The sequence below is a fragment of the Eisenbergiella porci genome, assembly GCF_009696275.1.
GTDB classification, from domain to species: domain Bacteria; phylum Bacillota; class Clostridia; order Lachnospirales; family Lachnospiraceae; genus Eisenbergiella; species Eisenbergiella porci.
This window is the reverse complement of record NZ_VUMI01000014.1, coordinates 71,228-95,048: the sequence shown is the minus strand read 5'-3', so window position 1 is coordinate 95,048 and position 23,821 is coordinate 71,228. Positions and strand designations below refer to the sequence as shown.

Annotated in this window: 14 protein-coding genes; 12 read left to right on the top strand and 2 right to left on the bottom strand. The window is 52.1% G+C overall.

The window, feature by feature from the left end:
- The first annotated feature begins 292 nt into the window (after positions 1–292).
- Positions 293–2,251: a right-handed parallel beta-helix repeat-containing protein gene (locus tag FYJ45_RS10680; RefSeq protein ID WP_154464563.1), complete on the top strand. Its 1,959-nt coding sequence runs from the start codon at positions 293–295 to the stop codon at positions 2,249–2,251.
- 229 nt (positions 2,252–2,480) lie between these two features.
- On the opposite strand, the gene FYJ45_RS10675 is transcribed toward FYJ45_RS10680, so the two are convergent.
- Together FYJ45_RS10675 and FYJ45_RS10670 are read right to left on the bottom strand one after the other, a co-directional pair.
- Positions 2,481–3,122 carry an SGNH/GDSL hydrolase family protein gene (locus tag FYJ45_RS10675; RefSeq protein WP_195841776.1) on the bottom strand — a complete coding sequence of 214 codons (642 nt, stop codon included), beginning with the start codon at positions 3,120–3,122 and terminating at the stop codon, positions 2,481–2,483.
- A 74-nt stretch (positions 3,123–3,196) separates the two neighbouring features.
- A complete protein-coding gene (locus FYJ45_RS10670) occupies positions 3,197–4,114 on the bottom strand; it encodes a dihydrodipicolinate synthase family protein (protein WP_154464562.1) in 918 nt (305 codons plus the stop codon).
- 318 nt (positions 4,115–4,432) lie between these two features.
- Between FYJ45_RS10670 and FYJ45_RS10665 the strand changes: the two genes are divergently transcribed.
- From FYJ45_RS10665 to FYJ45_RS10615, 11 genes are all read left to right on the top strand, one after another.
- Entirely contained in the window at positions 4,433–5,134 is a 702-nt protein-coding gene (locus tag FYJ45_RS10665; protein WP_154464561.1) for an N-acetylmannosamine-6-phosphate 2-epimerase, read from the top strand.
- Between the two features lie 121 nt (positions 5,135–5,255).
- Positions 5,256–5,705, top strand: a complete 450-nt coding sequence (locus tag FYJ45_RS10660) for a YhcH/YjgK/YiaL family protein (RefSeq protein ID WP_276892698.1) — start codon at positions 5,256–5,258, stop codon at positions 5,703–5,705.
- Positions 5,706–5,735: 30 nt separating this feature from the next.
- Positions 5,736–6,629 (top strand): ROK family protein, encoded by an 894-nt coding sequence (locus FYJ45_RS10655; protein ID WP_154464560.1) that lies wholly within the window; start codon positions 5,736–5,738, stop codon positions 6,627–6,629.
- 8 nt (positions 6,630–6,637) lie between these two features.
- Positions 6,638–7,486, top strand: a complete 849-nt coding sequence (locus FYJ45_RS10650) for a MurR/RpiR family transcriptional regulator (protein WP_276892696.1) — start codon at positions 6,638–6,640, stop codon at positions 7,484–7,486.
- Positions 7,487–7,708: 222 nt separating this feature from the next.
- Complete coding sequence (locus FYJ45_RS10645; protein WP_009256204.1) at positions 7,709–8,044, top strand: transcriptional regulator; 336 nt, start codon at positions 7,709–7,711, stop codon at positions 8,042–8,044.
- A 15-nt stretch (positions 8,045–8,059) separates the two neighbouring features.
- The gene (gene glf / locus FYJ45_RS10640; RefSeq protein WP_154464558.1) at positions 8,060–9,184 is read left to right on the top strand and encodes a UDP-galactopyranose mutase; all 1,125 of its coding nucleotides are present in this window, start codon (positions 8,060–8,062) and stop codon (positions 9,182–9,184) included.
- A 173-nt stretch (positions 9,185–9,357) separates the two neighbouring features.
- Positions 9,358–10,989 carry an acyl-CoA carboxylase subunit beta gene (locus FYJ45_RS10635; protein WP_154464557.1) on the top strand — a complete coding sequence of 544 codons (1,632 nt, stop codon included), beginning with the start codon at positions 9,358–9,360 and terminating at the stop codon, positions 10,987–10,989.
- A gap of 219 nt (positions 10,990–11,208) precedes the next feature.
- A complete protein-coding gene (locus tag FYJ45_RS10630) occupies positions 11,209–18,708 on the top strand; it encodes a non-ribosomal peptide synthetase (RefSeq protein ID WP_154464556.1) in 7,500 nt (2,499 codons plus the stop codon).
- Positions 18,709–18,766: 58 nt separating this feature from the next.
- Entirely contained in the window at positions 18,767–20,644 is a 1,878-nt protein-coding gene (locus FYJ45_RS10625) for a sensor histidine kinase (RefSeq protein ID WP_207708414.1), read from the top strand.
- Positions 20,641–22,152, top strand: coding sequence for an HD domain-containing response regulator (locus FYJ45_RS10620; RefSeq protein WP_154464554.1), 1,512 nt, complete (start codon positions 20,641–20,643; stop codon positions 22,150–22,152). The genes FYJ45_RS10625 and FYJ45_RS10620 overlap by 4 nt, the downstream gene beginning before the upstream one ends.
- Entirely contained in the window at positions 22,149–23,810 is a 1,662-nt protein-coding gene (locus tag FYJ45_RS10615; RefSeq protein WP_154464553.1) for an AMP-binding protein, read from the top strand. Before FYJ45_RS10620 ends, FYJ45_RS10615 begins: the two co-directional genes overlap by 4 nt.
- The last annotated feature ends 11 nt before the right edge of the window (positions 23,811–23,821 follow it).

Sequence of the window (23,821 nt, the reverse complement as noted above, 5' to 3'; positions counted from 1 at the left end):
GTTATTGGACCAATTATTTGATGCAATAAATGAAACAGATAATTTACCGGTGTAGAATCTATTCCTGGATGATGATAATATAATGAATATTTATCTGAAGGATGGCACGAGGTTTTCATTGTTTATCAATAACTATGGACAATGGTGGATGCAACAGCCCTCCTGATACTTCCGCCCGTGTATAGCAAAAAGTGACAGGTCTCCCGCAGTAATTGCGTGGACGGGCGCCTCTTCCTCCTGTATGCTATAGTCAGCAGAAAAATTGCCGCGGTGCGGCAGAATGGAGGAAATAATGAACATAGAATATCATGTATCGGTAAACGGATGCGACCGTGCTGAGGGGAGCAGGGAAAATCCGTTTCGGACAATCTCCAGAGCGGCGGCCATAGCGGAAACCGGCGACAGAGTCATCGTCCATGAGGGCGTTTACAGAGAATGGGTGAAGCCTGCCCATACCGGCTACAGTAATATCAGCCGTATCACCTATGAAGCGGCTGAAGGAGAAAAGGTAGTCATCAAGGGATCCGAAAGGATTCAGAACTGGGAGCAGATGGAAGGGACGGTTTGGAAGGCCGTTGTGCCCAATACGCTTTTCGGTGACTATAATCCCTACCAGGAGATTCTGGGAGGGGACTGGTTCCTTTATCCCTGTGCGGATGGACCGGAGGGATACTGTATCCATACGGGGGATGTATATCTGAACGGGAAATCATTTTTTGAGGCAAAGAGCCTGGAGGATGTGAAGAATCCTGTGATTCGTACGGAAGGCTACAATCCCCCGTGGACAAAAAGGACGGAGCCTATCCTGCATCCGGAGGATACCGTTTACCAGTGGTATGCGCAGGTAGATGAGGAAAATACCACAATTTACGCTAATTTCCAGGGCGCGGATCCCAACCGGGAGCTGGTGGAAATCAATGTGAGGAAATGCTGCTTTTACCCGGAAAAGCCGGGGATGAACTATATTACGGTACGCGGCTTTGAAATGGAACAGGCCGCCTGCCCCTGGACGCCGCCTACGGCGGATCAGCCCGGCCTTCTTGGAACTCACTGGAGCAAGGGCTGGATCATTGAAAACAATATTATCCACGATGCCAAGTGCAGCGGCATCAGTATCGGCAAGGAAGCCTCCACAGGACATAACCTGTGCACCAGAAGGCACCGCAAGCCGGGCTATCAGTACCAGATGGAGGCCGTATTCCGCGCGCTGCAGATTGGCTGGAGCAAGGAAAAAATCGGCTCCCATATCATCCGTAACAACGAGATTTACGATTGTGGACAGAACGGCGTGGTGGGCCATATGGGCTGTGTATTCAGTGAGATTACCAATAACCACATATACAATATTGCCGTAAAGCATGAATATTTCGGTTATGAAATCGCGGGAATTAAGCTTCACGCTGCCATTGATGTGCAGGTATGCCATAACCACATCCACAACTGCACGCTGGGCGCCTGGTTTGACTGGCAGGCACAGGGCACGAGGGTCAGCAGCAATCTGTTCTATGAAAATGATAGGGATCTGATGGTAGAGGTTTCCCATGGCCCTTACATGGTTGATAATAACATTTTTGCCTCTGATTATAACTTTGACAACATTGCCCAGGGCGGCGCGTATGTGAATAACCTGTGCTGCGGCACCATGCGCAGGGAGCCGGTACTGAACCGTTCCACGCCTTACCATTTCCCTCATACCACGCAGGTAGCGGGAACCACGCTTGTTTATGGCGGGGACGACAGGCTGTATCAGAATATTTTCCTGGGAGGCACTAAGACCTACACGGAACAGTCCCTGAACGGGACCGCGGGCTATGACGGCTCCCCCGTTTCCCTTGAGGAATATGTGGAAGAGGTAACCGCCCTTGGCAACGGGGATGTGGAAATGTTTGAAAAGGTAAACCAGCCGGTATTTATCAATGGCAACGCTTATCTTAAGGGAGCGCCGGCCTTTGCCAGGGAGGAAGACAATTACCTGAGCGATGGCGATCCGCAGGTTAAAATTTCGGTGGAGGGAGACAGCGTTTACCTGGAAATGAATGTGGAAAAGGATATGCTTTCCATCCCTACGGAAATTATTGATACGGAAAAACTGGGAATGGTCCGCCTTGTGGAAGCGTCGTTTGACGATCCTGATGGAAATCCGATTGTACTGAATAAGGATTATCTTGGAAAAACCAGAAAAGCAGGCTCTCCGGCAGGACCGCTGGAGGAGCTGAAGGAAGGCTTCAACCGGGTTAAGGTCTGGGGATAAGAGACTGACATCAGGGGCAGGCTGTGGATAAATAACAGAAATCAGGCAAAGCCCTGAAAAAAACAGTGTCACGCACAAAGCCGGTTGAGAACCGCAAAGCTGCATGGCACTGTTTTTTGTGATAATGACCTTAAAAAAGTGATTCAGAAGTGCTAAAATCCATCGCCGAAGGCAATTAAGGAAGGATTCTGGCAGTCACTGTGAGGGGAGACAGTGACAGGGGATGCTTTCAAATAATGGATGGGATCAGCTCAGCCAGCGCACGCGCCAGAAGCTCATGGCTTTTTTTATCCAGATGCATATAATCATTGGGATGCATCCGTATCCCGTCAATGGCGCCGGCGTCCAGGAAGCCGCAGCCAATCCGTTTTGCCAGGTCTTCGTACCAGAAGGCCAGCTGCCTTGATTTCTCCACACAGCCCGGCCCCATTTCATTGGCGGCGGAGGTTGATGCGTAGCCCTCCTCAATCGGGGCGGGAGCGATAAGCAGCAGCCTGGGGCCGCTCCGGAAGGCGCCCGTGGTGGACATGGCTTTGCCTGCCAGGCGTTCCAGCCCTTTGGCGATGTTCTCTGCATTGCAACAGAAGCGGGCTTTCGTGTCATTTGTCCCCAGCATGATAATCAGCAGATCCACCGGCTCATGTGTCAGCAGACACTGGGTAATGGCGGACAGGCCGTTCAAACCTTCGAACAGGGGATCGTCAAAAACGGTAGTCCTGCCGCTCAGTCCCTCCTCCATCACCCGGTATTCATTTCCAAGGTACTGCTCCAGCAGACAGGTCCAGCGTTCCTCCTCACTGAACCGGCCTCCGGTCTGCGAACAGTAGCCATGCGTATTGGAGTCGCCAAAAGCGACAATGGTCTTTTTCATCTTTCCCTCCTGCATATCGGATATCTGACTGCGATACTTCATCAGTCTGTTCCAGTATTAAATATCAGATCTGCCTACCATTTTTTTGTTTCCTCCACAGCGTTGCGTATATCCTGATAGAGGCTGATAATCGCCGGATCCTTTTCGTCAACAGGCAGGAAAGGGAGCCTGGGATCACCGATGTCCACGCCGTCCAGCCGGATAATGGTCTTGCATGCGCCGTGCATGGAAGGGAAGGAGCACAGCCGGTAAATAAATTGTGTTATCTTAATCTGCAGCTGCTGCGCCTTTGCAATTTCCCCTCTGCGGATCAGATCTTCCAGCTTCAGGTACAGCTCTGGCATGGAACCGTAGGTTCCGCCGATTCCCGCATCCGCACCCATCAGCCTTCCGGCGAGATACTGCTCGTCCGGGCCGTTGAAAACAATGAAATCCTCACCGCCGGCCTGTTTGAAGCGGAGGATGTCATGGCAGGGTTCTGAGGAACATTTTACGCCTGCAACCCGCTCGTTGGCAAGCATCCGTTCAAAAAGTTCCATGGAAAGATTAAAACTGGTCAGCTGCGGTATATTATAAATGAAAAAGGGCAGGTCGGCGGCTTCCGTAATTACCGTCCAGTGGCGGTATACGCTTTCCTCGCCCAGATGATAGTAAACGCAGGGCACCGCGCTGGTTGCATCCGCGCCGGCCTTCTGCGCATGCCTTGCCAGCTCCGCCGCATGCCTGGTGTCAGGACAGCCCACATGGACTATAACGGCCATTTGCTCTCCGGCCTCTTCTTTAACCGCTTCCACTACAGCCATTCTTTCCCGGCTGTCCAGCAGAAAACCCTCGCCTGTGCTTCCGCATACATAAAGGCTCTTAATGCCTTTATTAATATAGTAGCGGGTAAGCCTTCTGGCGGCGGCCAAATCCACCTCGCCGGATTTGGTGAAAGGGGTGTTGAGCGCTACGGTTACATTGCGGAAGCGTGATACATCGTATTTTGACATGAATTTTTCCCTCTTTTCTTTTTGCCTGTGTAAATTGTTCAGTAACCTGGCAGTTACCTGTTATTCAATTTTATGGCTTTTTTCAGATGAGGAAATTATAGCATTATGATATGGTGAAAACAACAAAATAAAAGATTTTTCTTTCATTCGTATAATATTGAAAAAATTTTCCGTATATGCTATAGTCGGTTTATACGAAAACACAAAAAAATATCAACTGCAAATCAGGACGATACGTCCAAAACCATGGAAGCTTAACCGGACAGCATCAAAGGCTCTGATTTGTATGCGCGCCTCAGGGCGCAGATGGGAGTAAAGATGACACAACAGGAAATTATGGTTCAGATTCATGGTAAGCTGATTGTATCCTGCCAGGCGTTAAAGGAAGAACCTCTGTACAGCTCCTACATTATGTCACGTATGGCATATGCGGCCATGGAAGGAGGGGCGGCCGGAATCAGGGCAAATACCGTGGAAGATATTACGGCAATTAAAAAGACGGTAACGCTTCCTGTGATCGGTATAATAAAAGAAGTTTATCCCGGCTGCGAAATCTACATAACACCGACAATGAAAGAGGTGGATGCGCTGGCTTCCTGTGGCTGTGAAATTATTGCCGCGGATGCTACGATGCGGCTTCGGCCGGACGGGAAAACCCTGGATGAATTTTTTAATGAAGTACGGAAGAAATATCCGGCTCAGCTTTTTATGGCTGACTGCTCCACAATAGAGGAAGGAATGCACGCGGCTCAGCTCGGCTTTGATTTTATTGGCACCACACTGAGCGGCTATACCTCCTATACGAAAGGGATCCGGCTGCCCGATTATTCCATGATGAAAACGCTGGCGGAGGAATGCGGCAGACCTGTGATTGCGGAAGGCGGCATCTGGTGTCCTGAGGATCTGGGCAGGGCGCTTGACACAGGCGCTTTTGCGGCAGTGGTGGGTACGGCGGTGACAAGGCCCAGGGAGATAACAAGACGTTTTGTACAGGCGATTGCCATGAGAGAGGCAAAGTGACGGAACCTTTTTTCAGAAATGTAACAATGGACTGGAACTGTATGGCAGAAGGCTGTCCGGCCTTTTCCTGCAGTTCTTTTTTGACCGGAGCCATTTAGCGGGGCGGAAACGGAGGAAGACTGTGATTTATGATACACTGGACAGAATCGGAGAATACAGAGGGATGGGAAAGTGGCTTGACAGAGCTATAGATTTTCTGGAAAATACGGATATGGAGAGGCTTCCGTCCGGCAGAACGGAAATAGCGGGAACGGACTGCTTCATCAACGTAATGGAGACGGTGACAAAGGAGGAAACGCAGGCGGATTTTGAAGTCCACAGAAAATATATGGATATCCAGATTGATCTTGAGGGAATGGAAGAAATCCAGATCGGAGGAACCACAGAGGTGGAAAAATTTCCCTACTCAGAAGAAATGGATTTTGGCACCGTATTGTGTGAAAAGAAAGCGGCCTGTCTCCTGGGCCGGGGCCGGTTTATTCTGTGCATGGCGGGAGAACCGCATAAACCGGGTGTGGCGGCAGGAGAACCGGGCCGTTTGAAAAAATGCGTGATAAAGGTAAGGGTATAACTGCGCAAAAGCGTGGGGATGGGAGCAAATATGAAAATTGCGGTGCTGGATATCGGGGGAACTTCTATAAAGGCGGGTACATATGAAAACGGCAGTCTCAGGGATTGCAGGGAATTTGCTACGGATGCGTACCTGGGTGGGGAAAGCGTCATGAGGAAAGCGATAGGGATTCTGAAGGGCTGCTGCGGTTTTGAACGGATAGGAATCAGTACGGCGGGGCAGGTGGATTCTTCCGCGGGGGTGATACGCTTCGCCAATTCCAATATCCCGGGGTATACAGGGACACGGATTCGGGATATAATGGAAAAGGAATTCCGGGTGCCGGTGGCCGTGGAGAATGATGTGAACGCCGCGGCACTGGGAGAAGCGGCATTCGGCGCTGGACAGAGCTTCCGGGATTTTCTGATGCTCACCTATGGAACAGGCGTGGGCGGCGCGGTGGTTATGGACGGCGGCATTTATACCGGCGGCAGCTTTTCGGCAGGAGAAGTGGGCGGCATGGTGGTTCATGGCGGGCAACGTGATGCGGAAGCTGATATTTTCAGCGGCTGCTACGAACGGTACGCGTCCGTCACGGCGCTGGTTAATGCCGCGGGGAAGCTGGACGCTTCACTGACGGACGGCCGGCATATTTTTGCCAGGATTGGGGAACCACAGATCCGGGAAACCGTGGACAGCTGGATTGATGAAATCCTTTACGGGCTGATAACCTTAATACATATTTTCAACCCTCCCTGCGTAATACTGGGAGGCGGTGTGATGAGCCAGACATATATTATAGAAGAGATCCGGAAAAAACTGGGAAAGCAGATTATGCCCAGCTTCCGGGATGTGGTCATCCTGCCTGCGCAGCTTAAGAATACAGCCGGCTTGCTGGGAGCGGGCAAATGCGCGGAAGGAGCGGATACTCTGCATGGAAAGTGAGGGGCAGTGTGAACAGCGACAATTTTATCCTACAGATTAAGGCATCCTACAATCAGTTCACCAAGGCGGAAAAAAAGGTGGCTGATTACGTCATAGCAAACCAGAGCGGTGTGCTGTATATGTCGATTACGGATTTGGCGGATGCATGCAGGGTGGGCGACACCAGTGTGTACCGGTTTTGCCGTACCATGAAGCTCCAGGGCTATCAGGAATTTAAGATGAAAATGTCCTTAAGCCAGGCGGCGGCAGCGCCGGCAAAGCCTTCCCCGCAGGCGCCGTATGACAATCTGGGAAGCATGGCTGAGAAGATTATGGAGCTTCATATGGAAGCGATTAAGGAAACCTACATGCTTCTTGACAGGGATAATTTTGAAAAAACGCTGGATATGTTTGAAAAGGCGGAGCGGGTTCATTTTTTCGGGATCGGCGACAGCCTTCTGACGGCAGAGGAAGCCAGGAATAAATTCCTCCGCGTTACCAACAAGGTAAGCTGCATTACGGATCCCCATATGCAGTCCATGGCGGCCTCCCTCTGCGGCAAGGAAGATTTGATTGTGATTATTTCCTATTCCGGGGCGACCAAGGACAATATCCATGTAGCCAAGGTGGCGAAGGAGTCCGGCACCCGCATTGCCTGTATTACCCATTTTAAAAAATCTCCCCTGACTGCTTACTGTGATTCCATATTGCTGTGCGGCTCCAATGAAGGCCCGCTTGAGGGTGGATCCATGCAGGCCAAAATGAGCCAGCTTTATCTCATTGATCTGCTGTATCAGGAATATTATGAAAGAAATTTCAGGGAATGTAAACGAAATAATGAAGCAACATCCCAATCGGTGGTGGAAAAATTATATTGAAGATGTATGAAATGCGAAAAATTTTACGGACGGTGGCGAAAATCAGTCAGAACAGTTACAGTTTTTGCCTCTTCAGGGCCATTTTATAGCAAATTATGACCAATTTATTAAAATATTCGAAATTTTGTTTATTTTTCAAAAGAAATGTTGCAAAATGAAAGGGAGATAGTGTACAATAATCAATGCAAAACCTAAGGGCTAAAAGATAATGGAGGGATTGAAATGACCAAAGCACAGATCTTAAAAAAAGAAATTCTAAGCCAGTACAGAAGCGTAAGGCAGTTTGCATTAGAAATGCAGATCCCTTATAGTACTCTGGTTACGGCGCTGGAGAGAGGGATTGACGGAATGGCTTACGGCACAGTCATCAAAATGTGCAACAAGCTTAACCTGAATCCGGTAGACTTCAGTTCTCTGGAAAGAGATACTACCATTAGTGAGCAGCTTCTTGAGAACCGCGTTATGCAGTACTACGTGAAGCTGAATCAGGAGGGAAGGGACAAGATTCTCGGCCTGATGGACGACTTTGTACAGATCAAGAAATACAAAGCAAAATAATGAGGGAGATTATCCATGCATTATGATTATCTGATTGTCGGAACAGGGCTGTTTGGCGCCTGTTTTGCATACGAGATGCAGCGGGAGCGCAAGACCTGTCTGCTGATCGACAAAAGAGAGCATATTGCCGGGAACATCTACACGGAAGAAAGTATGGGCATCCAGGTACATAAGTACGGTGCCCATATTTTTCATACCTCCGATAAGGAGATATGGGATTATGTAGGACAGTTCGCGGAGTTCAACAATTACATTAATTCACCCCTGGCAGTGTATAAGGATGAGCTTTATAACCTGCCTTTTAATATGAATACATTCAGTAGGATGTGGGGAATCCGGACGCCCGCAGATGCCAAGGCCATCATTGCGGAGCAGATCAGCGATCTGCATATCGGAGAACCGAAGAACCTGGAAGAACAGGCTCTTTCCCTGGCGGGCAGGGACGTCTACGAGAAGCTGATTAAAGGATATACAGAGAAGCAGTGGGGGAGGGACTGTACCCAGCTTCCTGCGTTTATTATCAAGCGGGTGCCCCTGAGGTTCCGTTATGATAATAATTATTTCAATGATCCTTATCAGGGAATACCCAAGGGCGGCTATACCGCCATTGTGGAGAAAATGCTGGCGGGCAGCGACGTGCGCACCGGCATTACCTACCGGGATTTCCTGAAGGAAAACGAAGAAAGCGCGCAGCCGTGCACCTGGGACAAGGCTCTCTATACAGGAATGATAGATGAATATTTTGATTATTGCCTGGGCGCTTTGGAATACCGTTCCCTCCGGTTTGAAACACAGGAGCTTCCTGATGTGGATAACTTCCAGGGAAATGCAGTGGTCAATTATACGGAACGGGAGGTCCCCTACACCCGGATTATTGAGCATAAGCATTTTGAATTCGGGACACAACCCGGTACGGTGATTACCAGGGAATACCCTGCAGAGTGGCGCAGAGGGGACGAACCATATTATCCGGTAAATGATGAAAAGAATACAAAGCTGTATGCCGGATACCTGGAACTGGCTGGAAAAGAAAAAAATGTGCTGTTCGGCGGCAGGCTGGGGCAGTACCGTTATTATGATATGGATAAGGTCATACGGGCGGCGCTGGATATGGTTCGCAGTGAGCTTGCGGCAGAATAAATCCCGGTTACGAATAGGCTGTTTTTCGGACTGTAAGGATAAAAGTATAAGCACGGCTGAAAAAAAGATTGCACTTTTTTCACGCCGTGCTATAATATTATTTAAATAATTTGAATATCAAACTATTAAATATTCAAATATTTAGATTAACAAGAAATTCAGGAGGACTGCACATGAATTGGGAACAGGCGAACCGGAATCTGGAAGAAAGAAGACAGAAGGCGCTGCTGGGCGGCGGACAGTCTAAGATAGATAAACAGCATGCGGGAGGAAAGCTCACCGCGCGGGAGAGGCTGGAGCTTTTATTTGATCAGGGAAGCTTTGTGGAAACAGACGCTTTTATCGAATCCAGGATTGATGACTTTGATCTGGATAAAAGAAGGGTGCCGGGGGACGGCGTGGTGACCGGCTACGGTTATGTGGACGGAAGGCTTGTTTTCGCAGCCAGTGAAGACTTTACGGTAATCGGCGGAACGTTGGGCGAATATCATTCCATGAAAATCTGCCGTCTGCAGGATATGGCGATGGAGATGAAGGCCCCGCTTGTATGCATCAATGACAGCGGCGGAGCCAGAATTGAGGAAGGCATCAGCTCCTTAAGCGGCTATGCGGGCATGTTCCTGCGTCATACCAAGGCCTCCGGCGTGATTCCCCAGATTGCGGTGATTCTTGGCCCCTGCTCCGGCGGCGCCTGCTATGCGCCCGCTATCTGCGATTTTATTTTCATGGTGAGGGAGACCTCCAAGATGTTCATTACCGGGCCGAATGTGGTGAAGACGGTTATCAATGAGGAAACAACGGTAGAAGAGCTGGGCGGTGCGCAGGTGCATGCCAGGAAGAGCGGCGTTTCCCATTTTACCTATGATACGGAAGGGGAGTGCCTGATGGGAGTGCGAAAGCTCCTGAACTACCTGCCTTCCAATTTTGAAGAAAAAGCGCCGGTCATCCGTCCGGAGGAAAAAAAGGCGCTGGCAAAGAACGTAAATAAAGTGCTGGAGCATGTGGGGCAACTGGGCCGGCGCATCCACAGCGGGAAAAAGGGGACGGAGAATCCCTGCGCCGGGCTGGAAGAGATTGTGCCGGATAATTCCAGGCGTTCCTATGATGTAAAGGAAGTCATTGCATGTGTTGCGGACCGGAACAGCTTCTTTGAGGTGCAGCAGGAATTCGCTCCCAATGCAGTGGTGGGCTTTGCCAGGATGGAGGGGGAAACTGTGGGCTTTGTGGCGAACCAGCCTGCGGTCATGGGCGGCTCCCTGGATTACCATGCTTCCGATAAAATTGCCCGCTTCATCCGTTTCTGCGACTGCTTCGGCCTGCCCATTCTGACGCTGGTGGATGTGCCCGCCTTTTTGCCGGGAACCGCGCAGGAACACAGCGGAATCATCCGCCACGGAGCGAAGGTGCTGTATGCGTATTCCGAAGCTACTGTGCCCAAGATTTCACTGATTATGAGAAAAGCCTACGGCGGCGCTTACATTGCCATGAACTCCAGGGAAATGGGCGCGGACTATGTCTATGCCTGGCCCATTGCGGAGATTGCGGTTATGGGCGCGGAAGGCGCGGTCAACATCGCCTTCAAACGGAAAATAAAGTCCGCTTCCGATCCGGAGGCCATGCGCGCGCAGTGCATCAGGGAATATGAGGAACGTTTTTTGAACCCCTATGTGGCGGCGGCCAGAGGCTTTGTGGATGAGGTGATTAAGCCGGAGGAGACAAGGGAAAAGCTGCTGTGCGCACTGAAGGCCTTCCGGGGAAAGAAGGAAGAGGACCCGAAGAAAAAGCACGGCAATATCCCTCTGTAAGGATAACATTCGGGCAGGAATGATATTACAGTATTAAGTAAGATATTTCTTTTTATTATACAGCGCGTTTTCCCACAATATAGCGAATTACGTTGCTTTTATGCAGAAAAAACGGTATAAATATAATGTGTGCATAATAGATAGCGTCTCCCTGCGGGGGACAGAGGAGTGACTGGTGCCCGGTTTTTCCGGCACTGGTTAAAAAGGACGGGAAAAGCATTGGATTCAGAGAAACATAAAGTATTTGCCCTGTCCAGAAGCCAGCAGAATATCTGGAATCTGGAACAGGCTTATCCAGGGACATCAATCAATCATATCAGTACGACAGTAAGTATTCGGGGCAGGATCGACTTCGCGCTTTTACAGGAGAGCATCCGGCTTGTTTTGAAGGCGGACGCTACGCTGCGGACCCGGATCACGCTTCAGGACGGAAAGCCTGTGCAGTATTTTGCCCCCTGCGGTGAAGAGCGTTTTGATATCTATGATTTTTCCCATACGGATCAGGAAGGAATTGAAAGCTGGGAAACTGCGATGAGCAGGGAGGCGCTTCCGGTATTGGATGCCCCCCTGTATCGTTTTGCCCTGTTTGGGGCAGGGGAAAATAAAGGCGGCATCTTCCTGAAAATTCATCATATCATTTCGGACGGCTGGTCCCAGATGCTGGTGTGCAACCGGATCGCGGAGACTTACCTGAAGCTGCTTGCGGGAGAGAGGCCGGAGCCTTACCAGATCCCGGACTATGAGCTGCATGTGAGGGAGGAAGAGGATTACCTTTCGGGCAGAGCTTACAAGAGGGATTTGGAATATTGGAAGGAACAGGTGGAAAAGGCCGGAGAACCTTCCGTTATCAAGTCTGTAAAAAGTGCCGCGGTCAGCCCTGTGGGGCGCAGAATGAGCTTCCGCCTGCCGCAGGTGCTTAATCATGCCGTTTATCTGTACTGCCTGAACAACAGGGTGGCGCCCTTTGCCGTATTCTATATGGCGCTGGCAATCTATTTCCGGCGTATCGGCGGGGCTTCCCGGTTTACCATCGGCGTTCCTATTTTCAACCGTACCAGCTATGAATTTAAGCAGAGTACGGGGATGTTCGTAAATACCCTTCCCTTTTTTAATGAAATACAGGACGAATGGACGTTTAACCAGTTTAACGAAGAACTGATGGAGGCGTGGTTTGAACTGCTGCGCCATCAGCGCTTTCCCTTTTCCCATATCCTGGAGCTTGCCCGGGAAAAAGGAGACGGGACGGACAGGCTTTTTTCAGTTGCGCTCTCTTACCAGGACAGCAAGGTATATGAGAGCAGGGATGCTTCTGTGGTATTTTCCGGAAGGTGGCACTACAGCGGCTGCCAGGCGGAGCAGCTGTGCATCCATCTGAGCAATATGGAAAGCCATAAGCAGTATTGTGTGGATTACGATTATCTGTCCCAGTTTTTTACGGGAGAGGAGATTGCCGGGCTCCATGAAAGCCTGGTGAATATTCTTATGGAGGCCCTGCATAATCCCGACAGGCCCCTGTGCCGCCTGGCCGTGCTTGGCAGGGAGGAACGGGAAAAGGTTCTCTATACCTTTAATAATACGGAAAAATATCTGGAAGAAAAAGATCTATATCAGGTCTTTGAACAGACGGTTTCTGATTATCCGCAGCGTGTTGCGGCTATTTGTGGTGGGAAAAAGCTGACCTATTCCGGGCTGGCAGAGCAGGCGGGCGTTGTTTCCCGGGGGCTGAACCGTATTTTCGGGGAAGAAAAAGGGGTGGCGGCCATTCTGCTTCCCCGCACCTTTGCGCTGTTTGCCGCATTGATGGGAGCTCTGCGTTCGGGGAATGCGTATCTGCTGCTGTCCACGGAGCTTCCGGCTGGGCGGATTGGGGATATTTACCGCAGGAGCGGCGCGGGCGTGCTTATTACGCATGGGACGCAGGCGGGACGGCTTGGCACAGAGGCGGAGGATATGCGGCTTCTGCTGATGGAGGATCTGGAAGAGGGGCGTTTTTATCCTGACGGGGAGGAGGAAGCGCCGTTTCGGGCAAAGCCGGAGGATCTGGCTTATGTGGTATATACCTCCGGAAGCACCGGGGAGCCTAAGGGTGTGGAAATCACCCAGCGCAGCCTGTTTAACCTTGTAAAGGCCATGGGGCCTGTTTACGGAAAGGGAGCGGTTCTTTCCGTCTGCAATGTGGGCTTTGACGCGTTTACCCTGGAAAGCACGGCCGCCCTTTTAAACGGCAGGACGGTGGTGCTGCCGGGAGAGGAGGAGCAGGAATCCCCGCGCCGGTTGGCGGAGCTGATTGCCGGCTATGGGGTGGGCTTTCTGTCCATAACGCCCTCCCGCCTGACCGCTTTTTTAAGGGATCCCTCCTTTTGCCGGGCCATGAGACAGATGGAACGGATTATATGCGGCGGGGAAGCTTTTACCGGGGAGCTTCTGAAGCTTTTGAAAAATTGTACCAATGCCAGAATCTACAATCAGTATGGTCCTTCGGAAACCACGGTGGCGGTGAGCATGAAGGAACTGGGGGAAGCGTCCTTAATTACCGTCGGCGGGCCGCTTCCCGGCTGTCGCATGTATGTGCTGGATCGGTGGATGAATCCACTGCCGACAGGCGTTTACGGACAGCTGTTTATCGGCGGCGTCTGTGTGGGAAGAGGCTACAGGAACGCACCGGAGCTTACGGAAAAAAGCTTCCTGGAGAATCCATTTGAAGCAGGGGAGCGGATGTATGCCACAGGGGATATCGCCTGCTGGACGGCGGAAGGGGAAATTATGCTGTCCGGAAGGCTGGACCGCCAGGTGAAGCTGCGCGGACTGCGCATCGAGCCGCAGGAGACGGTGGACTGCATTGCCTCTTACCCGGGAGTGAGGGAAGCGGCGGCGAAGGTGCTGGAACTGAACGGCCAGCTGATCCTGGCCGCCTATTACTGTGCGCCGGAGGAAATCCCGGAGGTGGAGCTGCTGGCGTTTGCCGCTTCCCGGCTGCCGAAATACATGATTCCCTCCTGTGTGATCCGTCTGGAGGAAATCCCGCTCACCTCCAGGGGAAAGGTGGACGAGGACAGGCTGCCTGCGCCGGAGGAAAAGACGGAAGCCATGGATGGGACGCAAGACGGGCTTTCATTGCAGATCCTGGAGATTTTCCGGGAGGTGCTGGCGCAGCCGGAGATGGGAATCGAAAGCGACTATTTTCTGTGCGGCGGGAATTCCCTGAATGCCATGGAGGTGCTTGCCGGAGTGGAAGATGCTGTGGGAAGGCGGCTGCGGATTTCCGATCTGTATGCCTGCCGTACGGCAGGACGTCTGGCCCGGTACATCGGCGGGGAAAAGGAAGCGGTGAAAAAGCCGGTGTGGCAGCTGCAGCCCGCGCCCGGCCTGGACCGTTATCCTCTGACTCCCATCCAGCAGGGAATTTATGTCCAGTCCTGCATGGCGCCGGAGAGCTTCACCTATCACATGCCGGGAGCCTTTTGTCTTAAGAAGCCTGTGGATGCCGGAAGGCTGGCGCAGGCATTTGAAAGGCTGATTGCCGGGGAACGGATTTTCCGTACGGCCTTTGTCCAGGAGGATGACGGTATTTTTGCAAAGGTAATGCCGGAGGCGGCTTTTACGCTTGCACAGCTTGAAGGGGATACCCTGGAGCAGGCGGCATCGCTGTTTATCCGGCCGTTTTCCCTGGAAAAAGCGCCCCTGCTGAGGGCGGGCCTGTGGCGGGACGGGGAGGGCACGCAGTTCCTTTTCCTGGATGTGCATCATATTATCGGGGACGGGATGAGCACGCCCCTGATGCTGGAGAGGCTGAACCGCTGCTATGAGGGCGGGGAAGCTGTTTCGGGAGACGTGGATTATCTGGATTACGCTTATTGGCAGTCCCGGGACAGAATGGAAGAAAAAACCACTGACAGGGACTACTGGAGGGAGCATTTGTCTCCTCTGCCGGAGCCTTTGCTTCTGCCTGCGGATAAAACACGTCCATCGCAGTTTGATTATCAGGGGAAAAATTATGCGCACCGCATTTCCCGGGAATTGAGCGGCCAGTGCACGCAGTGGTGCAGGCAGAACGGCATTTCGCCCTACATGCTGTTCCTGGGAGCATACGGTATCCTGCTTTCCGCGGCTGCGGGGAAAAAGGAGCTGCTTGTGGGAACGCCGGTGGCGGGCAGGAATCAAAGGCAGCTGCAGGAAATCTGCGGACCGTTTATCAGTACCATGCCTTTGCGTCTGCGGGTGGACGCAGAGGAGGAAACCGGCAGGTATCTGCAGCAGATCAGGCAGGAGGTAACAGGGATGCTGGAGCATCCGGACTGTTCCCTGGAGGAAATGATCTCCATGCTCGGGCTTCCCAGGACCTTATCCGAAAACCCGCTGTATCAGGCGGCCTTTTCCATGCGTCCCTTTGAGACCGGCAGTCTGACGCTGGCGGGAGAGGCAGTGGAATATGTGCCGCTGTTTACGGGAGCGGCAAAGACAGAGCTGTTCGTAGAACTGGTTTTTGAAAAAGAAGAATACCAGCTGCAGTTTGAGTACGCCTCTTCTCTGTTTGAGGAGGAAACCATACGGCTGTATGGCAGAGGCATGGAAAGCATTGTAAGGGGGCTTACGGACGGAAGCGCGGAAAAAATCCGTGAGGTGCCCATAGTGGATGTGGCCGATCGGATGGAGCTTTTTGAAATTCCCAATTACAGGTATATGCCGTATCTGAACCAGCCCATCCATCAGATGATACGCAACCGCGCCAGAATGTATCCGTCGGAAACGGCGGTGATCTGGCATGGGGAAAAAATAACCTGTCAGGAGCTGGACAGGCGTGCTGGCTCCGTTGCCTGCGGGCTGCATGCAGCCGGGGTAAGCAGAGGTGACCGGATAGGGCTTTGTTTTGGAAGGACGCCTGAGCTTCTGGCCGGTATGCTGGGAATTCTTAAGGCCGGCTGCGCTTATGTGCCTCTGTCCCCGTCCCTTCCGGCAAAACGGACGGACTATATCCTGGAAACGGCGGGCGCGGCGTTTGTGCTCTGTGATCAGGAAAGCAGGGAAAGCCTTGTTAATAAAACCGTGCTTCCCGTGCTTGTTTCTTCTCAGATGGACAGTGGTTCCTGGGAGGAAACGGGCGTGAACGGGGAGGATTTGATCCATGTTCTATTTACCTCAGGCTCCACCGGCAGGCCAAAGGGAGTCATGCTGCGCCACCGCAGCCTGTCCAATCTGTTTGCCAACATGAAAATGCTCATGGCGGATGTGAAAGGGCCGGTGCTGTGTACCGCCAACATGATGTTTGACATTTTTATTGTGGAAAGCCTGTTCCCGCTGGCGATGGGGAATCCTGTGGTCATGGCGGATGAAGAGGAGATGGTGCTTCCCTGGCGGCTGGCGGAGCTTATTGGCGCCACCGGAGCAAAGTTTATGCAGCTGACGGCCTCACGGCTGCAGCTGTGCCTTGGAAATGAAGCGTTCCGGAACGCGGCGTCTGGCCTGAAGCTGGTAATTTCAGGCGGGGAACCGTTGACGGAAACGCTGGCGGAGCAGTTCTTTCGGATTTGCCCGGAAAGCCGGCTGCTGAATATGTACGGCCCTACGGAGGCGGCGGTATGCGCCACTGTGGAGGAGGTGGCGCCGGGAAAAGAAATCACCATCGGCCGTCCCCTTTCCAACTGCAGGGTATATCTGCTGGATGAGGAGCGAAACCCGGTGATGCCCACTGCGGAAGGAGAACTGTACCTGGCCGGGGAAGGTATTTCGGAAGGCTATATCGGACGTGAGGATTTGACGGAGGCGGCCTTTTTCCCGGATATTTACTTCCCGCAGCAGCGGATGTACAAAACAGGTGACCTGGGTCGGCTGCGCGCGGACGGAAGGGTTGTTTTCCTTGGCCGCAGGGACGGGCAGGTAAAAATCAACGGCCAGAGAGTGGAGCTGAGTGAAATTGCCAACGCCATGCTGGAATCGGGGGCGGCTGCCCGGGCGGCGGTGATTCCCGTGGAAAAACCGGACGGGGCGTCGGAGCTGATCGCTTTTTATACGGAAGCGGAGGATGGCGGCGGGGATGCGGAACGCTTGCGTCGGTGGCTGCGCGGCTGCCTGCCGGATTATATGGTGCCTTCCTCTTTCTGCCGGCTGGAAAGTCTTCCTATAACAGATAATGGGAAGACGGATCTGCTGCTTTTAAAGCGGGAGTGGGAAAAAGGCGCGTTTACCGAAGAAAGGACAGCTGCAGCGGAAAAGCTTCCGTCTGAGGAGGCTTCCGTTAAATTTTCTGAAACATATCCGGCAGGATCTTCTGCGGAGCAGGCGGGGAAAATGTCGGTGAAACCTGAAACAGAGGAGAAAATCCTGCAAATCTGGTCGGCTATTCTGGGAAGAAATGACATTTGTGCGGAAAAATCCTTTTTTGAACAGGGCGGAACCTCTCTTGGGGCGCTCAGTGTGCTGAGCAGATATTTCAATGAGGGCATGGAAATGACGATGGCCCAGTTTTATGAAAACCCCACGGCGGCAGCCCAGGCGAAGCTGCTATCCGGGAGCGGGCTGCACAGGGACGACAGGGAGCGGGAGGCGGAATATCCCGCGCAGGTTCCTGCGGCCCCGGCGATTTTGCCCGGCCCGCCCGGTTGGGAAGAAAAGGCGGTGCTTCTCACCGGAGCCACAGGCTTTTTCGGTGCGCATTTGCTGAAGGCGCTGCTTTCACAGAGCGGAACAAGGATTATATGCCTTATAAGGAACGGGGATATTGCCAGACTGCGGGAGACACTGTCCTGGTATTTCGGCGCCGGCTGGACGGCGGCCCAGATGGGACGCATCCGGGTTGCGGCAGGGGATTTATCCAGGTCCCTTTTGGGAATGGAGCGTCCGGAATGGAACCGGCTGGCGGGGGAAATCCGGGCCGTATACCACTGCGCGGCGGACGTGAGGCACTATACTGCCAATGAGCAGGCCTTTCTGGATACCAATGTGGGAGGCACGGAAACGCTGCTTGCGCTGGCAAAAGAGGCGGAAGCCGTATTTTATCATATATCCACAGCCAGCATCGGCGGGGATTTCCTGCGGGAGCATCCGGGGGAGGACGCGGTCTTTACGGAAGCGGATTTTTACATCGGACAGAACTGGGAGGATAATGTTTATATCCGGAGCAAGTTCCTGTCGGAGGCGGCGGTTTACCGTGCCATGAGGGAAGGACTGAATGCACGGGTCTACCGGCTGGGCAGAATTACGGGACGCTGCTCGGATCATGTATTCCAGAAGAACCCGGAAAGCAATGCGGCGTTCCTTCTTATGAGGGCGATCCACTGCGTGGGGGCAATATCCCGCTCCATGTCCTGCCTGGCGGTTGATCTGACGCCGGTGGACTGGTGCGCGGCCGCGGTGCTGGCTCTGTGGGACACGGAAGCCACAGCACTGCATCTGATGAATCCCTGCCCGCCCTCCATGTCCCAGGTGGCACAGCTTCTTGTGCCAGATCTGGAAATCGTGCCGGATGAGGCTTACGGCGGATTGCTCCTGCAGCGGATGAATGATGAAAACAGGGATATCCTGGCGCCGCTTTTGGATTATGTCAACCGTATGAAAACCTCCGGCGCCGCGGTCCGTGTAGAATGCAAAATAACGCAGGAGATGCTGAAAAAGGCAGGCTTTGACAGAAAGCTTCCCGATGCGTCTTATCTGATTGAAGGCTTTGCCGGACTTTTTCCGGTGAATAAAATGCCCACTAAAGAGGGCAGATGGGAGCAAAGGTGAAATGCATTTCACCCTCCCTGAATAATATGCCCGCCAAAGCGGGCAGATGGGAGCAAAAATGATATCTGATTTTTCTGCCGCCATCTTTTTAACGGCGCTGATTGCAATCATATTATTTTTTATCTGGAGTTTTAAAGTAAAAAGGCTTCAGCTAATCCATAAATTTTACCTCATGCTGGCTGGCTCCTACGGACTGTGCGTTATTGCCCTGCTGGGGATGAAGCTGACGAAGCCGGATAATACGTTAGCGCTCATGTTCTGGGATGCCTGGACCAATACTATGGGAGCGCTGATGCCGGTATTCTGCCTCTGCATTGCCCTGATTTTTGTCAAGGGCTGGGAGCAGATGCCAAGGAAAAGCATGTGGCTCTTTTTTATCCCGCTGCTTACCATTCTTGTGGTGTGGACCAACCCGCTGCACCACCTGCATTACCGGGTTTTCTCCACCATTAGAAGCGAGATAGTGTTCGGGCCGTATATTGCGGTGACAGGGCTTTACAGCTGGCTCTGCCAGCTGGTCAGCCTGACGCTGATGATTAATTTCGCACTGCATAACAAGAGCAGGCTTTATATGCTGCAGTGCCTGATGTTTACCATCGGCTGCCTGTGCCCGCTGACGGTGAGCGTGGTGGCTACGGTCACAAGCACCCTGTCCATAACGGCCACGCCTCTGAGCTTTATCGTCACCATTGTGTTAAACGGCATCGCCATATACCAGCTGCATATTCTGGATATCAGGCCAATCGCCATGCAGCGGGTGCTGGACTGGATTTCCGATTGTTATTTGGTGCTCAGTGAAAGCGGCGTGGTCATCAGCTATAACAAGCCCTTTGAAAAAATCCTGGCCTCAGGCTACGGCATTACGGAAAGCAGGTATTTGAGCGACTGTGTGAAAAAGGAGGATGTCTATAAAAAGACGGCAATCTACAACCTCCTTACAGCCGTTTCCTCCTGCCAGGAAAGCGGCTCCACCATCACCTACGAACAGGCGATCACCATTGATTTCGGTGAGGGCACCAGGAAAAATTATTACGTGGTGGATGTGACGCCCCTGTATATTAAGGAGATCCTTTCCGGCTATGTGGCGATTTTCAAGGATGTGACCCAGCTGAAAAAAAGCATGCAGCAGCTGCAGGACAGCCAGGCCAGAATGATGGAGCAGGAACGGCTTGCTTCGCTGGGCCAGATGATAGGCGGACTTGCCCATAACCTGAAAACACCCATCATGAGCATATCCGGCTGTATTTCGGCGGTGGAAAACCTGGTTGAGGAATGCAGGGACAACCTGGAAGACCCGGATGTGACGGCGGACGATTACCGGGAAATATATGGGGAGATGGAGGAATGGTTTGAAAAGGTCCGGGAATCCTCCTCCTACATGTCGGATATCATCACGGCGATAAAGGGGCAGGCGGCCAGCGTCAGCACCAGCGATGAGGTCACTTTTACTACAGAAGAATTGATAAAACGCAGCATGCTCCTCATGCGGCATGAGCTGATGAGCAGCGGCTGCAGTGTGGCAACGGAAATTGAAGACGGACGCATCTATGTGATACGGGGAGATATCAACAATCTGGTCCAGGTGCTCAACAATCTGCTCTCTAACGCCATTTATGCGCAGAAGCAGGTGGGAGGCGGTACCATAACCATAGGTGTGAAAAGGGACGAAAAAGTACTGAAGATTTTTGTGAGGGATACAGGGCCGGGCATCAGCGCAAGGGTGCGTGAAAGGCTCTTTAAAGAAATGGTCACCAGCAAAGGTATCTACGGCACAGGGCTGGGACTCTATATTTCCGATGCAGTAGTCAGAGGAAAATTCGGCGGAACCATGTGGACAGAGGACAATCCGGCAGGCGGCGCTGTCGTGGGCGTTTCCATTCCGCAGAGTGAAGTACAGGAAGAGAACATAACAAAGGGGGAAACTGTAGGAAAATGAGAAAAAACAGGAGAACGCTGCATAAAGATTTCCGAATCCTGACGCTGGATGACGATTATATCATGACATCCACGCTGCAGGCCTATTTCCAGCGCTCCGGCTATTACGTAGATGTGGTGAATGACCCTTATCAGGCAATTGAACAGGTAAGAAACGGAAAATACGATATCCTGCTGCTGGATTTCCTGATGTCTCCCGTTTGCGGAGATCAGGTGGTGGAGGAAATCAGAAGATTCAACAAAGAAATCTACATCATACTGCTGACCGGACATAAAAGCATGGCACCGCCAATTAAAACCATCCGTGACCTGGATATACAGGGCTACTACGAGAAAAGCGACCGCTTTGACCAGCTGGAGCTGCTTGTGGAGTCCTGCGTAAAATCCATTTCCCAGATGCGTATCATACAGAATTATAAAAACGGCCTGTCCCTCATGATGGAGGCCCTGCCCCAGATTTATGATCTGGACAACACCCGTTCCATTTATGAAAGCATTCTCAGTATCACCCTGAATATTTTCCAGGGAGACAGAAGCTTTTTCATGATATCGGATTTTACAGCCTCCCAAGGGGAAAATGAACTGCACATCCTGGGAGATATCACTGAGGAGGAAGTGAGGGATATTGTAAAAAACGCACATTTTGACGGGCAGAAGGTTATCACCCTTGCTGATATGCTGCTTGCGCCCATCGAGGATGAGGAGCATAAAATCATAGGAATCCTGGGAACCGATCCGGGCGTATCCCCGGAATACGTCCAGGTGCAGATGATGGAAATCTATATCCGCCAGATATCCTCAGCACTGCATAACAGCCAGCTCCACCGGCTGGTCAGCACCAAGAATGAAGAACTGACCAAGGCTTACGAGCAGCTGAACGAAAGCTATGTGGAAATCATCAATGCCATGCGAACCATCGTGGATGAAAGAGATATTTACACCAGAGGCCATTCCGACAGGGTTTCCGCCATTGCGGCAGATATTGCGGGACAGATGAAAAAGGATAAACATACCATAGAGAGAATCCGTCTGGCCGGCCTGTTCCATGACATCGGTAAGGTCGGCATTTCGGATAAAATTCTCTTAAAGCCGGACAAGCTGAACGAAGAGGAATATGCGAACATCAAAAAGCATTCCGGCAAGGGCGCAAAAATCCTTTCCGCCATAACCCTGTTCAACGATGTGGTGCCCATTGTCCGTTCCCATCACGAATGGATTGACGGCAGAGGATATCCGGATGGACTGAAGGGGGATGCAATACCCGAGGAATCCAAAATTATTGCCGTTGCGGATTCCTTTGACGCCATGACATCCCACCGGCATTACCGAAGCAATCTGTCCCTGGCACAGGCCCTGGACGAACTGCGGCGGGGAAAAGGGACACAGTTTTCACCCGAGGTGGTGGACGCCTTCCTGGAAATGCTGGATGAAATGGGTGAGGAAAAAGCAATGGAGAAATACGGAACCGGCAAAGCAGTTGAAGAAGAAGAAGAAGGAGAAAATGAATGAAAAATTTCCCGCGCAATCAGGTAACCCATTATGATACCTTCGATGCCTTTATGGAGGGAATAGAAAAAGAGTTCGGTGACAGACCCGCGATTTCCTGGTTCCTGAGAAATAAAACGGAAATGTGCCGCAGCTTCCGTGAGACTGCGGAGGATGTGAGACAGCTGAAGGAGGCCCTTTACCACCGCGGCCTGGCCGGTAAAAATATCGCCCTGGTAGGGGAAAACAGCTATGACTGGATCATCACCTACCTCGCCGTCGCCGCATCCGGCGGAATTGCGGTATGCATAGACGCGGAACAGGCGGACGACAGCATCTGGCAGATGATGCAGATGGCCGAGGCTGAGGCCGTATTTGCCTCCGATGTCTGCCTTCCCATCTGTGAAAGCATTCCCGAAGGAAAAGAAAGAATCCGGCTGTTTGCCATGCTGGGCGAGCAGAAGGGCAGCAGTGCGCTAACCTGCCGCAGCCTGCGGGAGGAAGGCAGGGCGCTCCTGGCAGACGGAAAGCAGCCATGGCGCTGTATGGATATTGAAGCAAGACAGACCGCAGCCATTGTTTTCACCTCAGGAACCACCAGCGCTTCCAAGCCGGTTATGCTCAGCCATCAGGCCATCCTGCATAATGCCAGCGATTCCAGCGTATATGTTTCCGCAGAACAGCGGGTTTTCTCCTCCCTGCCCTTTTACCATACCTATGGCATGACCTGCGCGGTGCTGGCCACTATGGTCAGAGGGGCCCAGCTAATCATCAACGGTGATCTGAAAACAGTCATGCGCGATCTCCATCTGGCCCATGCCGACTCCATGCTCACCGTCCCCCTCATGATCGAAGCCATCCATAACCAGCTGTGGCTGAATGCGGAGAAGGAAGGCAAGGCCGACGGCCTGCGCCGCCTGCTCAAAATCCATAAAATCCTGCGCAGGGTCGGCATCCATAAGTGCAGTAAAATCCTGGATGAGATCCGTGAAAAATGCGTTGGCTCCCTGCACATCATCATATGCGGAGGCGCCCACCTGAGCCGGGAAATAGCAGAAGAATTCCTCCTGCTGGGAATTCTCGTCCTCCAGGGCTACGGAATCACCGAATGCTCCCCCCTGGTGGCGGTAAACAGCAACTATTCTTACGATATGGACTCCGTAGGCTACGTGCTGCCATGCTGCGAGGTGAAAATCGTGGATGAGGAAATCTGGGTCCGCGGAAAATCCGTTATGAACGGCTACTACAAGGCTCCTGAGCTTACCGCCGAGGTTATGGAAGGCGAATGGTTCCGTACCGGCGACCTGGGCCATCTGAGCAGGGAAGGCTTCCTTTATATTACCGGCCGCAAGAAAAACCTTATAGTTTTTAAAAACGGCAAGAAAGTTTCCCCCGAAAAGCTGGAAGAAAAAATCAGCGTGATCCCTTTGGTAAAGGATGTTCTCGTTTACGGGGCCGCCAGCGGTGCATCCGCCGACGACGTAAAGCTGGCCGCCAGCATATACCCTGATCCGGAACGCGCCAAGGGCCTTTCTTCCTATGAAATACTGGAACAGCTCCAGGCGGAAATCAACAGCATAAACGAACACCTGCCCATTTACCAGCAGATCCAGATGGTAAATATCAGGGAGCAGGAATTTTCAAAGACAGCATCAAAAAAAATAAAAAGACATATGGTCTGAAAGGAGATTTA